A 14,679-nucleotide genomic window follows, 5' to 3' on the forward strand; every position below is an offset into this window, starting at 1 on the left:
AATAGATAGTATGGTTAATACGAGTGGCTACGAGTTGTGACGGAAATACCCGGACTGCTCGATCTTATTGTCATAAACTGTTAATTCTGTGATCGGTGCAGATTCCACTTCAACATTGTGCGAAGATACTCCCCATGCCTTAAAGTCGTCACTTCCGATATACTTCACAAAGTTATAAATGTTAAGAGTAATCTTTTGTTTAACAGTTAAAAGGATATCGTTGATATAGGTGTTATCTATGATCACATATTTAAGATCCGGCGGTATATCATGAGCTCTTAAAGATGGATGGCTGCTTCTTGAAGGAATGGTTCCGTCCGCCATTAAGTCTTTAAGAACCATATTGAAATAATCGTTGATTCTTCGGTCTACTTTAAATCCTAAAAGGAAATTGATCTTATAGACGGTTCCCGGAAGAATCTCATCTACGGTATATCTGAAAGTATAGGGATCTTCCTGGTTTACGATGCTCAGGATAAAATAATGATCTGCTCTTTTCGGCTGTTTTTTGATGATGGAATAGATAATTTTGGATTCCACTTCATCATTTCTTTTTGCCCTGCTCAGGTAAGCAAGGTTAGTAGCATATTTCGGAATAGTTTCGTCCAGCTTCATGTCTTTAAGAATAGATACATATTTTTCTATTTTCACAAACTGGATAAATCTTGTTTTGATCAGTCTTCCGTTATACCATGCATACATAGAAACTCCGATAGAACCGGCCAATACAACGGTAATCCATCCACCTTCCATGAACTTGATGATGTTGGCACTGAAGAATCCTAATTCGATAGCCATGTAAACCATTGCGAAAACCAGAATCAGTACCTTGCTTACTCTGTGTTTCAGCAGCCAGAATACCAATAAAACGGTGGTCATCAACATCGTTACGGTAATGGAAAGACCGTAAGCGGCTTCCATTTTTCCTGATTCTTTAAAATGCAGAACAACAATGATACACAAAATAAGAAGTCCCCAGTTGATTCTTGGAATATACATCTGTCCTTTTACTCCGGAAGGATAATCAATTTTCTGATTAGGCCAAAGGTTAAGGGACATTGCTTCTGAGAATATGGTGAACGAACCTGTAATCAATGCCTGGCTGGCAATAATTGCAGCGGCTGTTGCTAAAATTACTCCCGGGATGATCATCCATTCTTCCATGATTCCAAAGAAAGGATTCACTACAGAAAATCCTGGTTTGTTATAATTGGTTAAAAGCCATGCTCCCTGTCCAAGATAATTAAGAATAAGCATAATTTTAACGAATGCCCAGCTTACTCTAATGTTTTTGGCACCACAGTGCCCTAAATCGGAATATAATGCTTCCGCTCCGGTTGTACAAAGGAAAACAGCTCCTAAAATAACAATGGCACTCGGTGAGTTCACAATAAGTTTGTAAGCATAGTAAGGATTGAAAGATCTTAAAATCTCAAAGTTTTCACTTAAATGCATTACTCCCAGACCTCCTAATACAAGGAACCAAACCACCATTACCGGGCCAAAAAACTTTCCGATAAAGCTGGTCCCGAACTGCTGTACGACAAAAATGGCAATCAGAATTCCGATGGTGATTGGAACAACAGGAGTATGGGGATTATAAATTTCAAGACCTTCAATAGCTGACATTACCGTCAGTGATGGGGTAATTACTCCGTCTGCAATAAGTGCCGCAGCACCAATAATTGCAATGAGGTACAGCCATCCTTTTTTAAGGTTTCTCACCAGTGAAAACAAGGCAAGAATACCTCCTTCACCTTTGTTGTCTGCTCTCAAAGCAATGATCACATATTTGATTGTAGTCTGCAGGGTAAGGGTCCAGATAATACATGAAAGAGCTCCTTCTATGTATTCATTGAAAGGCATGTTGCTCCCCTGGGATCTTGCATTCACAATTGCTTTCATTACGTAAAGCGGAGAGGTACCAATATCTCCAAAAACAATTCCTAGAGACACTAAAACTCCTATGAAGGAAAGTTTCTTTATGTCGAAGTGGTAGCCATCTTCTGTAACTTCTGCCATATCAGCTTAATTTATTTTAAAGGCGCAAATTTATACTAATTTTATGACGTCAAGAATTTTTCTTCATGAATATAATAAATGAAAAAACTTCCTTTCGGAAGTTTTTTTCTATAACTATTTTACGTACATCGCTTTTTTGATCTCCTCTTTTACTTTTTCAAGTTTTGGGAACCATTCTGCAAATAATGCTGCAGAGTAAGGTGCAGGTGCATCAGGAGTAGTAATTCTCTTGATCGGAGCATCTAAATAATCAAATGCTTTTTGCTGTACCATATAAGTAATTTCTGAAGATACTGATCCGAATGGCCAGGCTTCTTCTAAAATAACCAGTCTGTTTGTTTTCTTTACAGATTCTAAAATTGTATCGAAGTCAAGAGGACGAACAGTTCTAAGGTCGATAACTTCTACAGAGATTCCTTCTTTAGCCATATCTTCTGCTGCCTGTAAAGCCAGTTTCATGATCTTTCCGAAAGAAACCAGAGTAACGTCTGTACCTTGTCTCTTGATATCTGCTTTTCCTATTGGTAAGTAGTATTCTTCTTCAGGAATTTCCATTTTATCTCCATACATCTGCTCAGATTCCATGAAAATTACAGGGTCATTATCCTGGATCGCTGTTTTTAACAATCCTTTTGCGTCATAAGGGTTAGAAGGTACCACTACTTTAAGTCCAGGGCAGTTGGCAAACCAATTTTCAAATGCCTGAGAGTGAGTAGCTCCTAATTGTCCTGCAGAAGCAGTAGGACCACGGAAGACAATTGGACAATTCCACTGTCCGCCACTCATCTGACGGATTTTCGCTGCGTTATTGATAATCTGATCAATCCCTACCAGCGAGAAATTGAATGTCATAAATTCTACGATGGGTCTGTTACCATTCATTGCGGCTCCCACAGAAATTCCTGTAAATCCAAGTTCTGCAATGGGTGTGTCAATTATTCTTTTTGGACCAAATTCATCCAGCATTCCTTTTGAAGCCTTATATGCACCATTATATTCTGCAACTTCCTCCCCCATCAGGTAGATGGATTCGTCTTTACGCATTTCCTCGCTCATTGCCTGTGCAATTACCTCACGAAAAGTATATTCTGCCATATTTTCTTGAAAAATTTAGACTACAAAAGTAGTGTTTTTTTATTATACACATCATAAAAACGCTCTTCATTTCCATGAGAAGTCATAATATTAACTGTATTTAAAATAAATTTTTCTTCCTGATGTACCGTTCTTGTGGATTTTTCCGCTTCCTGAGAATTCTTATCTATAAAAAATGACATCTCATTTCTGAAATGTCATCTAAAATTCTATTTAAACTTAAATTAATTCGCTTTCTCCCAAACCTGGGTTCTTCCTAATAAAGATAATCCCAAATACCCTCTTACGTTCAGTTTATCACCGCTTCTTGTAATGGTGCATTTGTATGTTTTTCCTGTCTTAGGATCCGTGATGGTTCCTCCTGTGAACTCATCACCATCTTTTTTCAGTCCTCTGATGATTTCCAATCCTAAAATTGGTTTTCCTTTTCTGTCATCTTTGCAAGCCGTACAGTTTGATTCAGCTGGTTTTATTAATAACTGAGAAACTTTCCCATAGTATTTTCCGTCTGATTTTTTGTACACTTCAACAATAGATTTTGCCTGTTTTGTTTCATCATCTATCGTTTTCCACTTACCTTCTATCTGTGCAAATGTAAGTACGCCACATAAAGAAAGTGCGAACGTTAACAATATTTTTTTCATATTTTTTATAGTTTTAATTTTTATACAATACTTTTATCTACGTATTGATAAAAATATAAATTAATTTTCAACGAACAAAAACTTTTATTATACAAAGCATAAAGAGACAAAGAAAAGTAAAAAAAACAATCCAAAGTTGCCTCTTTCTCCTTAATAAAGTTTCCTGTTGATCACCCTATCCATATAATCCTGATACCAGGCTTTTGCAGTTTTCTTTCCTTGTCCTATTTCTGGGTTTCTAACTTCATTCATGATATTTTTTTCCAGGCTCAGATCAGATTGAGCATATACTCCGATGATTTCTTTTCCGTCAAAACGGTAAATATAATTTCCAATCATGAACTGATCCGTACTTCCATCTGAGTTGACAACGATGAAAGGATACTTTTTATCACTCACCAGACTTCTTCCCCAGCTTCTTATTGGTTTGTTGTACCCGATAAGGTCAGCCAGTGTAGGATAGATATCTGCCTGCTGCGCAATTTCCTCACTGACTCCTTTTAACTGATAGGCAGGATTCGGAGAGTAGAAAACCAACGGAACAGCATAACGGTTCATGGCTCTTTCATATTCAGGATAATATACCTGGTTGGTGTGATCTCCTGTGAAAACAAAGATCGTATTATTATACCACGGCTGCTTTTTAGCTGTTTCAAAATATTTTTTGATCGCATAATCCGTATACTGCATCGGCTCATGGATTTCAATTTTTCCTTTTTTAAATTTACCGTTATATTTTTCAGGGATTTTAAAAGGGTGATGGGATGATGCCGTAAATACAGTAGTCATAAAAGGCTGCTTCTTTCCGACATTTTTCGCAAAATACTGAAGGAAAGGTTCATCCCAGATGGCCCACATTCCATCAAAATCTTCATCATGATTATATTCTGTTTTCCCGAAATAATGTTTAAATCCTAAGATATTTCCGAATCCAAGGAATCCCATAGAACCATTAGGCGCCCCATGATAGAAAGAAGTATCATAGCCAAGATCATTACATACGGAAACAATGGACTGAATTTTCTGATTGGAATACGGAGACCCTGTAAACGCATCCGTCAGGCTCGGAATTCCGGCCAATACACTGCTCATCCCGTGAATCGACTGTCTTCCGTTCGCAAAAGTATTCGGAAAAATAAGGCTTTGGGTAGCCAGGCTATCCATAAACGGAGTATAAGAAACGTAATCTTTGATATTTTTATCCTTATTAAATGCCCCGGAATATTCTCTCCCGAAAGATTCTACGATGAAAATAACAATATTCGGACGGTTCTCTACTTTTCTGTCGTACACTTTATAAGGCTGAACATTTTCTTCAATAAACTTTTCATCTACAAAATGTACTTCCTTGAAATTATTGGTATTTAAAGTCCTGAAAAAGGAAAATGTACTATTGAGCACCATATTACCCTGCAGAGGATTGGTTACAAAACGGGTTGCATCCACCATATTAATCGGTCTGGTACTGTGTTTAAAATCTCCTCTGATTCCTCCTACAACCAGCACCGCTGTGATACAAAGTGTAAGAACGGAAGTGATAAAGTAAGGAAGCAGTTTCGCAGGTTTCACCTCTTCCACTTTTACCCTTTTGTAAAGGAAGACCCATACAATCATCAACACAATGAACCAAATCAGTACAAAAGGATGCTGTCCGATAGAAATCATCAGCACTTTAGAAATATTAGATTCGTGTTCAGCCACCTGAAATACTGCCGAAGTAAGCCTTGCCTGTGAAAATTTATAGTAAATAAAATCTCCGAAGTTCATCGCATAAGCAATCCCGTTGGTAATAAAGTACAGCCAGAAAAGAACTTTCTGAAAAACTTTCTTTGTGTTGATAACCAATGGCAGTAAACTAAGCAATATAAACAGTGCATTAACATACAAAATGGCTGTGGTATCAAAAGCAGTACCATGGAAAGCCAGCTTTATATATTCTGAAACGGAGTCTACTTTAATCAGATCTTTATTAAAATACCAGAATAAAAGTCTGGCAATCTGATAAAAAACATAGGCCAGAAAAATCCTGTAAACCAATACCAGAACTTCCTGTTTTCTAAATCCTTTTAAAAATTTCATGGGGCAAATTTACATCAAAATCACTTTAATGCCTTTTTTAGTTCAGATTATTTTGAGTTAGAATTTTTAAAAACTGTAATTTTGTGTTTATGGATTTTATAAAGAATAATCTGGCCAATGCCTTAACCCTGGCTAATTTATTTGCAGGCTGTGTAGGTGCAATACATTTAATTTTAGGAGATTATCAGACAACGGCAATCTGCCTTATTCTCTCTTCGGTTTTCGATTTTTTTGACGGCTTTGTAGCCAGAGCTTTAAAATCAAACTCCAATCTTGGCCTTCAGCTGGACTCACTTGCGGATATGGTAAGCTTTGGAGTGATCCCGGGGCTTACGATGTATAAAGCCCTTGAACCTTTTGGAGCTGAGCTTTTGGGAATGCATTTCCCATTTGAGATCAAATATCTGGGACTCATTGTCACTGTATTTTCCTGCCTGAGGCTTGCTATTTTCAATCTGGATGAAGAACAGCGTTATTATTTCAAAGGGTTGAATACACCTACCAATACCGTTTTACTGTTCGGTCTTTATTATACCTTTAAAGAAACAGGAAATTTCAGCTTTTTGTTTGATCATGAATTGTTACTGGTTCTGCTCACTCTTCTTACGTCATGGCTTCTGATCAGCCCGATCAAGATGATGGCGATGAAATTCAAATCAAAACAATTAAAAGATAACTACCCTAAAGTTGTATTACTGGTGGGAGGAATTGCTATTCTTGCGATATTCCAGGTTGTTGGAATTCCAATGCTGGTTATTTATTATATGTTGGTGTCACTCATTTTTCAGGGACAGCTAAAATAATTATTAAAATAAAACACATTTCAAATTATTAATCATTAACATGAATTTAAAACTCCATAAACCGCTTTGTATTTTTGACCTGGAAACCACAGGAACCAATATCGGAAAAGACAGAATTGTTGAAATCTGTATCTTAAAAGTAAACCCGGATGCCTCAAGAGAGAGCAAAACATGGCGTGTAAATCCTGAAATGCCGATTCCAAAAGAATGCAGTGAAATCCATGGGATCTATGACGAAGATGTAAAAGATGCTCCTACTTTCAGGGATATTGCCGCTAAAATTATGGAAATGATTTCAGGAAGTGATCTGGGAGGATTCAATTCCAACAGGTTTGATGTTCCGCTTTTGGCTGAAGAGCTTTTAAGAGTAGGAATGGATTTTGATCTGAGTAAATTCAGACTGGTGGATGCACAGACTATTTTCCATAAAAAAGAGCCCAGAAATTTAGGTGCAGCTTACCAGTTCTACTGTGGAAAAACATTGGAAAATGCCCATTCTGCAGAAGCTGATGTAATGGCGACGTTTGAAGTTCTTGATGCTCAGGTTGGAAAATATGACGATATTCCGAATGAAATAGCACCGTTAAGTGAATTTACATTCCATAATAAGAATGCAGACCTTGCCGGATTTATCGGATATAATGAAAAAATGGAAGAAGTTTTCAACTTTGGAAAATATAAAGGACAAGGCGTGAAAGCGGTATTCCAAAAAGACTTAGGATATTTCGGGTGGCTTCAGAACGCTGATTTCCCGTTGTATACCAAAAAGATTTTTACAAAAATTCAATTATCAAGCAGGTTTTAAAAATGTCTGATCTGGTTCGTTTTAAATTTTATGAAACTGCCCTTGAAGCTAACAGGGACAAGCAGATACTGGCTGAAAACGGTATCAACAGTTTCATTGCGAATGAGCAGCTCATCCAGTCGGATTGGCTTCTGTCTCAGGCGGTAGGCGGTATCCAGCTTCAGGTATTTGAAGAAGATATGGAAAGGGCCCGGCAGATTCTGCAGGACTATAAAGACAATGAGCAATACTCGCTGGAAGTAGAACATACCATTGAAGATCCTGAGTTTGATTTTGTCTGCCCGAAATGTGGCTCCAATCATATTTACAGGGATGACAGTGCTACCAGTTTCTTTGGAATTTCATTTCTGACGAGTCACAAATTCAAATGTTACTATTGCGGGAATGAGTTTACGCATTAAAAACTATGATCAAAAGGATTGGAAAAATTATACTCATCATTATTCTTGGCTCTCTTGTTTTCATAACGGGAAAGTTCTTATTAGTATGGAAAAGTGTTGAAATTGATCACAGTTTGAGCCAAAAACCTATTTTTAAAGCATTTAATCAAAAGAAACAGGCCACTCTGTGGAGTCAGAAGGGTGAGGATCGTAAAACCAATGATTTCAAATTAACATCAGATAACACAAGCTTTGAGTATTATAGTTGTTATATTAACAGAAATCCAACACTGAACATTACATTTTCTGTTGGAGATGGTTTTAGTGGTGGTGGTTATCAAATCGATATTTTACAGAACCGCTATAAAGTTTCCCCTTATTCATACACGGATAATATCAAACCTTTTGATTTTCTGAATACGGGAGAATATTATAAAGTTCTGGACAGTAAAGTTGTTCTGGATAAGGAATCTTATCAAAAAGGAGACAGTATCTTCGGCTATACCGAACTTAAAATTCAAGAAGGATACGGGCCCAGAAAATATATAGAAGAAGGTAAAGGATATTTTAAAGGTAAAGTAAATTAATTAAGTTATGAAAATAATCTGCATAGGAAGAAACTACAGTGAACACGCGAAAGAATTGGGAAATGAAATTCCTGAGAATCCTGTTATCTTCATGAAACCGGATACGGCAGTTCTAAAGGGAAATGATTTCTACATCCCTGAATTTTCCAATGATATTCACTACGAGCTTGAAGTGGTATTAAAAATTTCAAAGGGAGGAAAATATATTCAGAAAGAAACAGCGCACAAGCATTATGAAGAAATTGGTCTTGGAATCGATTTTACAGCCAGAGATCTTCAGAGCGAACTGAAATCAAAAGGGCTTCCATGGGAGCTTGCCAAGGGTTTTGACGGTTCTGCTGTGGTAAGCAGTTTCTTTAAAAAAGAAAACTTCAGTCTTGAAAACCTTCAGTTTTCGTTATTAAAAAACAAAGAAAAAGTACAGGATGGCAATACAAAAGATATGATGTTCAATTTTGATGATATTGTAGCTTTTGCTTCTCAGTATTTTACGTTAAGGGTAGGTGATCTTATTTTTACAGGAACTCCAAAAGGGGTTGGCAAAGTAGAAGAAAATGATATTCTGGAAGCTTATCTTCAGGAGGAAAAAATCCTTGATATCCGAATATTATAAGTATTTAATATCAAAGTCTGACAAATTTTTCCTATCTTTAGGTAACAAAATTAGAGGTTATGATAAATATTGTATTACCCGTAGATTTTGGCGACAAGACAGACCAACTGGTAGACGGTGCCATAAAATTTGCAAAACAGCTTAACGGCAGAATTTACTTGATCCACGTAGCGCCATCAGATATCGGCTTTGCTATTGGTGACATGGGATTTCAATATTTTCCGGAAGTGGAAGCCAACGAAATCAGGGAAGAGCTGGTGCAGCTTAATAAAATTGAGCAAAGAATCATCAGCCATGATATTGATTGTGAACACCTTTTAAAACAGGGACTTGCAAAAGATATTATTCTTGAACATGCAAAAGCCAAAAATGCTGATTATATCGTGATGGGATCACACGGCAGAAGCGGAATTTATGATGTGTTCGTGGGAAGCTTAACCAAAGGGATTACGAAAAGTTCAAGCATTCCTGTGCTGGTACTTCCGATTCACGACTAAGAAAAAGAAAATTTTAATCGTTAGTAATAAAAAAACCGATCAAACCTATTGTTTGATCGGTTTTTTACTATATAACCAATTAATTAACCTTCTTTTTTGTAGATATTCGGATCGTAGTAAGGATGCTTACCTTCCGTTGGAGAATAATAGTCTTTATCTTTATCGCCACCTAGTGTAACCACCAGTACGTAGCACCAATAAGTGAATAGTACACAGCAAACTATAAATAGAATCCAGTTTAAAACATTACCGAAAGCATCAAAGAAACCGAAAGACCATTTGAAAACTTTGCTTAAGAATAGAAAGAAAGACGTCATTATTTTCCTTTTTTAAATTAACTTTGTACAAATTTATAAAAAATGTTTAAATTACTTTCAAAAGAAAGCAATATTTTTTCAATTCCTGTTTATATTGGTTTTCTTCTTTTAGTAGTCATAATATTTAACATACTGAATTTCAATACTTACGAAGCCATAGTTGCCGGAATAACTTTTCTGGGAATTGCTTTGGGATATTTTTGTTTTCACAGTGTTGCCCTTAATTATCAGACCCATCTGCCATTATTTTTATATACCTTTTTTATTTTCGGGCTGTATCCCGGAAATCTGGATATAGGAATTGCAGTTTCTCTGCTTACCAACTCTTTCCTTATCCTGCTTCTGACGAGTGCAGATGAAGATATCAGGAAAAAATCCTATGTATTGGTAGGATCTATTGTAGCCCTGAACTTTATTTTTCTTCCTACCACCTGGCCAATGGCTGTTTTTGTGATCATTCACGTGATTGCCACCTCCGCCAAAATCGGGTTGAATCTTTTCAGATTCCTTCTGGGAATTGTTCTGATTACATTCAGTTATTTTTCTGTCATGTATTTCGTTCAGTTCACTTCATGGAATATCGATTATTTTCCGTTTGGAAAAATGAAGCCGGTAACAGATTACACGGAACTTCTTCCGCTGATTCCGGTGGTTCTGATGCTTATTTATGCAGTGTACGACCATTTTAAAAATTATAACAAGAAAAGTCCGATAAGCAGATATAAATACACTTTCCTGCTGGTCTTTTCAGTAGCACAGCTTGTTACCATCATTCTATATATGAATAAAAGCTATGAATATCTGCTGCTTCTGGCATTTCCTTCAAGTATTATTCTGAGCAGAATGATGAGATTTTTACCTAAATACTGGATGCGTGAAGCCAGTGTTTGGCTTATTATTATTAGTTTACTGACCTTCAAAGCGGGTACAGTTTTTGATTTATTTTAAAAAATTATGATTCAGATAGACGATAAATTGATTTCTGAGGAAATTTTTTCCGAAGAATTTGTTTGCAACCTTACGAAATGTAAAGGTGCATGTTGTGTGGAAGGAGATGTGGGAGCTCCGTTGGATAAAGACGAGCTTGAAATATTGGACAGTATTTTTGACAAAATAAAACCTTACCTTACTCAGGAAGGTATTAAAGCCCTTGAAGAACAGGGAACATGGACTACTGATCCACACGACGGAATGTATGTTACTCCAATGGTGGAGAACCGCGAGTGTGCCTATGTAACCTTTGATGAAAAAGGAATTACCAAATGTGGTATTGAGAAAGCATATGAAGATGGTGCAGTAGACTGGCAGAAACCTATTTCATGCCATCTTTACCCAATCCGTGTTACGGAATACTCTTCATTTACCGCATTGAATTATCATGAGTGGAATGTATGCAGCGATGCCTGTACGCTTGGAAAAGAACTTCAGGTTCCTGTGTATAAGTTTTTAAAAACTCCACTGACGAGAAAGTATGGTGAAGAATTTTATACCGTTCTGAGCGAAGCTGCTGAAGAATGGAAAAAAGAGTATGGTTCTTAACCGATACGTATTCGAATGAAACAATAAAAACCGCAGATCTCTCTGCGGTTTTTTATTTTTGTTGTCAATAAAAATGAATTAGTTCGTTGTACTTCCTTTTTGGATTTCATTTTTTTTAACATTCTCCCAGCCGTCTTCAGGCATAAGTATGGCTACATTTTTTTCTTTTGTCAGATATTTCCTGGCAACATCCTGAAGGTCTTTTACCGTAAGTGCTTTTACTTTATCCGGGTAATTCAGAATATTATACTGATCACTCCCGTCTAATTGATTTTGAGCAATTCCCTGTAACCAGAATCCATTGTCTTTAAGACTTGTTTTATATTCATTGTATTCTCCTTCTTTGTATTTATCAAGATCTTTTTGCTCAGGACCCTTGTCTATCAGTTTTTGTAGTTCGGCCACTGCACTTTTTGTAAGCTGATCTACATTTTCAGGACCACAAGGGAAATTAACACTAAAATCATAAGCACTGTAAGGAATTTTACTGAAACTTCCGCTTGCACCTCCGCCGTAAATACCGCTTTCGTCTTCTCTCAGTTTTTCAAGAACTTTAATCGTAGCGACCTCTCCAAGAGCTGAAAGCGCCATAGCCTCCTTCTCATTATAAGGCGCTTCTCCGCTGTAAGAAATTGTGACAAGGCTCTTCGGTTCTTTTCCTTTTTTATAAACCTTTGTATATCCTCCTTTCACTGGTCTGTAGCCCGTATCTTTAAATGTAGACGATTTTCCTGTAGCAGGAAGGGAAGCAATATACTGCAGGATCTCACTTTTAAGCTGCCCTTCATCTATATTCCCCACAAAATAGAAGTGAAAATTACCTGCATTGGCAAATTTATCTTTGTAAATATCATATGCTTTTTTATAATCTGTATTCGCCCAGTCTTTTTCCGTAGGTTCTAGGCCGGTAAATCTTGGATTCTTCTGATTGATAAATTTGGAATATTCACTGGAGAAATAGTATTCCGGATCAGAATCCACATTCGTCAGCATGGCAGATTTCTTTGCCTTATAGATATTGAATGACTCCGGGTTATAATTTAAGTCTGTAAAGCAGGCATAGATCAGTTCCATGGCAGTCTTCAGATCTTTTTTCGAACTTGTTCCTGAAATACCTTCTGTAAGACCACCGACATAAGAGCTTACACTCACCTGTTTTCCTGCAAGATAGTGAGCAAGATCATTTTTTGAAAGCCCTGCTAATCCGGCTTCCAGCAAAGCATCAAATGCAAATTTTGTTTTATTGTATTCGGCATCCGGAATGACAGACAGCCCTCCCAGGCTTATTGCTGCAAAAACAATTTCATCATCTTTAAAATCTGTTTTCTTGAAAGTAACTTGAGCTCCGTTGTTCAAAGTCCAGGTGGTCGTTCCTAATTTGGCGTCTGCTTCTGTTTTAGTAATTTTCCCTTCGGATTTAAAAGGCTTTACTAAACTCTCCGTTTTCGTTTTTACTTCGTAAGGTTTAAGATCAGCCACTTTCACAGCATCAAACGTCTTCAGAACCATCGCCTCTGTTGGCATGGTAATACCTTCCTTTTTTGGACCTGTAATAATAATGACCCTGCTGTCATCCTTTACCCGCTTTTTAATAATTTCATTGGTCTGTTCCAGCGCTATGGACGGAAGAACTTCTTTAATATGTTCATATCCCCAGGTAATTCCAGGTATTGGCTCCTGTCTCAGGAAATGGTTCACGTAGCCATCGATAAGTTCACCGCTTTGGTTTTTGTCTTTGTTGTTGTAAGCCCATTCATAAGAGGAAAGCATCCGGGCTTTTGCCCTGTCCAGTTCAGATTGGGTAAACCCGAATCTTTTGGCTCTTTCCACTTCTTCCAAAAGAACTTTCAACGCATTCAGCTGGTCGCCGTCTTTTGTAGCTGCGGCACCCTGAAATGCTTCTTTGTTTCTTGCATAAGTTCCTCCATGGTATACTGAACCATAAGTAAAAGGAGGATTCGGAGAATTAACAAGTTCTGCCAGTCTGCTGTTCAGCATTATATTCACAAGGCCTTCAACAATACTTTTATCATATTGCTGCACTGTTACATCCGGCTGGTATACTTCAGAATCTTTGATGATGAACTGCACTCCCGAACCCGTAGCATCAGGATCCGTCTCAATAGCTACCAGTGCTTCTTTGTGATTCGGAAGATCAAATGATTTTCTTTCTCTGGGTTTTGAAGGATTTTTATATTTGCTAAAGTTATTCCTGATCTTTTTCTCTATTTCATCCACATTGATATCTCCTACTACCACAATTGCCATCAGATCCGGACGGTACCAATCCTGATGGAACTTCCGGATAAGATCAGGTCTGAAGTTTTCCAGCACTTCTTTTTTACCGATAGGAAGTCTTTCTGCGTACTGAGATTGGTATAAAAGCTTTGGCAGGTATTTATCCATCATTCTCTTATCCGGTCCGAGACCTAATCTTAGCTCTTCCAGTACAACTCCTCTTTCTTTATTGATTTGTTCGTCAGAAAGTGTTGCATTAAATGCCCAGTCTTCCATCACTTTCAATCCGGCATCCAGATTTCCCGGTTTATCCAGCGGGACAGGAAGCATGTAGACGGTTTCGTCAAATCCGGTGTAAGCATTAAGGTGCTGCCCGAATTTTACCCCGATAGATTGTAAAAAGTCTACTAATTTATTGTCAGGAAAATTTTTGGTTCCATTGAAGTTCATATGCTCCATAAAGTGAGCCAGTCCTCTTTGATTTTCATCTTCAAGAATAGATCCGGCATTGATTGCCAGACGGAATTCTACTTTTTTTTCCGGTAAAATATTTTTTTTGATATAGTACTTCATTCCATTGGAGAGAGTACCGATTCTTACGGACGGATCCACAGGGATGTTTTGTCCATAGATATTGACAGACATCAGAAAGATGGCTGAAAACGAAGATAACATTCTTTTCATCTACATTATTTTTTGACCTTTCAAAAATATCAATTCTCCCAGTGACCGGGCTTTAGCAGAGGGGTTAAATTCAAGTTAAAAAATTTAATTATTATAAAATGAAAGCAAATTGTTTCTTTTATATTACTTATATTGATTTTTAATTAAAAACATTCATTGATTATTTAAAATAGACTAATTAAAAATAAGCTCATCTGATTCATTTTTCTTGAAATTGCGGTTAACAGATCCATATATACTTCTTTTAAACCCCAAAAACCGATATAAAATACAACAGCCTCATTGTTTTGATTGAAAAAATTCAGTTTCTGAAACACTGAAATAGTACATTAAGAAAACTTATCAGCATTCGGTTCATATTTTCTACCATAAAAAA

The 14,679-nt window shown here is 37.0% G+C and carries 15 protein-coding genes; 8 read left to right on the forward strand and 7 right to left on the reverse strand.

The features are described 5' to 3' along the window. Positions 1-27 precede the first annotated feature (27 nt). The 5 genes from V0410_RS11005 to V0410_RS11025 all read right to left on the reverse strand — a co-directional run bounded on the left by V0410_RS11005 (position 28) and on the right by V0410_RS11025 (position 5,840). Positions 28-2,022, reverse strand: coding sequence for a KUP/HAK/KT family potassium transporter (locus V0410_RS11005; protein ID WP_330747536.1), 1,995 nt, complete (start codon positions 2,020-2,022; stop codon positions 28-30). 114 nt (positions 2,023-2,136) lie between these two features. Further along, positions 2,137-3,117: a pyruvate dehydrogenase complex E1 component subunit beta gene (locus V0410_RS11010; protein ID WP_110007971.1), complete on the reverse strand. Its 981-nt coding sequence runs from the start codon at positions 3,115-3,117 to the stop codon at positions 2,137-2,139. A gap of 20 nt (positions 3,118-3,137) precedes the next feature. Next, a complete protein-coding gene (locus tag V0410_RS11015; RefSeq protein WP_330747539.1) occupies positions 3,138-3,299 on the reverse strand; it encodes a hypothetical protein in 162 nt (53 codons plus the stop codon). 42 nt (positions 3,300-3,341) lie between these two features. After that, positions 3,342-3,761: a DUF2147 domain-containing protein gene (locus V0410_RS11020; protein ID WP_110007974.1), complete on the reverse strand. Its 420-nt coding sequence runs from the start codon at positions 3,759-3,761 to the stop codon at positions 3,342-3,344. A gap of 150 nt (positions 3,762-3,911) precedes the next feature. Continuing rightward, complete coding sequence (locus V0410_RS11025; protein ID WP_330747541.1) at positions 3,912-5,840, reverse strand: LTA synthase family protein; 1,929 nt, start codon at positions 5,838-5,840, stop codon at positions 3,912-3,914. An 89-nt stretch (positions 5,841-5,929) separates the two neighbouring features. Here V0410_RS11025 and V0410_RS11030 point away from each other — a divergent pair, with 89 nt between their 5' ends. The 6 genes from V0410_RS11030 to V0410_RS11055 are packed head-to-tail and all read left to right on the forward strand — an operon-like array spanning position 5,930 to position 9,525. Next, a complete protein-coding gene (locus V0410_RS11030) occupies positions 5,930-6,643 on the forward strand; it encodes a CDP-alcohol phosphatidyltransferase family protein (RefSeq protein ID WP_330747543.1) in 714 nt (237 codons plus the stop codon). 40 nt (positions 6,644-6,683) lie between these two features. Beyond that, positions 6,684-7,448 carry a 3'-5' exonuclease gene (locus V0410_RS11035; RefSeq protein WP_131435691.1) on the forward strand — a complete coding sequence of 255 codons (765 nt, stop codon included), beginning with the start codon at positions 6,684-6,686 and terminating at the stop codon, positions 7,446-7,448. A gap of 2 nt (positions 7,449-7,450) precedes the next feature. Continuing rightward, positions 7,451-7,849, forward strand: a complete 399-nt coding sequence (locus tag V0410_RS11040; protein ID WP_110007978.1) for a putative signal transducing protein — start codon at positions 7,451-7,453, stop codon at positions 7,847-7,849. Between the two features lie 5 nt (positions 7,850-7,854). Then, positions 7,855-8,415, forward strand: coding sequence for a hypothetical protein (locus tag V0410_RS11045; RefSeq protein ID WP_330747549.1), 561 nt, complete (start codon positions 7,855-7,857; stop codon positions 8,413-8,415). Positions 8,416-8,422: 7 nt separating this feature from the next. Beyond that, entirely contained in the window at positions 8,423-9,028 is a 606-nt protein-coding gene (locus tag V0410_RS11050; protein ID WP_202841142.1) for a fumarylacetoacetate hydrolase family protein, read from the forward strand. Positions 9,029-9,087: 59 nt separating this feature from the next. Continuing rightward, positions 9,088-9,525 carry a universal stress protein gene (locus V0410_RS11055; protein ID WP_062673831.1) on the forward strand — a complete coding sequence of 146 codons (438 nt, stop codon included), beginning with the start codon at positions 9,088-9,090 and terminating at the stop codon, positions 9,523-9,525. Between the two features lie 83 nt (positions 9,526-9,608). Here the strand turns inward: V0410_RS11055 and V0410_RS11060 are convergent, their stop codons facing one another. Beyond that, positions 9,609-9,842: a DUF6341 family protein gene (locus tag V0410_RS11060; protein ID WP_002976854.1), complete on the reverse strand. Its 234-nt coding sequence runs from the start codon at positions 9,840-9,842 to the stop codon at positions 9,609-9,611. A 42-nt stretch (positions 9,843-9,884) separates the two neighbouring features. Here V0410_RS11060 and V0410_RS11065 point away from each other — a divergent pair, with 42 nt between their 5' ends. Further along, positions 9,885-10,790: a DUF6427 family protein gene (locus V0410_RS11065; protein ID WP_110007980.1), complete on the forward strand. Its 906-nt coding sequence runs from the start codon at positions 9,885-9,887 to the stop codon at positions 10,788-10,790. A 6-nt stretch (positions 10,791-10,796) separates the two neighbouring features. Beyond that, a complete protein-coding gene (locus tag V0410_RS11070) occupies positions 10,797-11,381 on the forward strand; it encodes a DUF3109 family protein (protein WP_110007981.1) in 585 nt (194 codons plus the stop codon). Between the two features lie 78 nt (positions 11,382-11,459). Here the strand turns inward: V0410_RS11070 and V0410_RS11075 are convergent, their stop codons facing one another. Next, positions 11,460-14,303, reverse strand: coding sequence for a M16 family metallopeptidase (locus V0410_RS11075; protein ID WP_330747553.1), 2,844 nt, complete (start codon positions 14,301-14,303; stop codon positions 11,460-11,462). Between the last annotated feature and the right edge of the window lie 376 nt (positions 14,304-14,679).

The organism is Chryseobacterium sp. CP-77, assembly GCF_036362765.1.
GTDB lineage: Bacteria > Bacteroidota > Bacteroidia > Flavobacteriales > Weeksellaceae > Chryseobacterium > Chryseobacterium cupriresistens.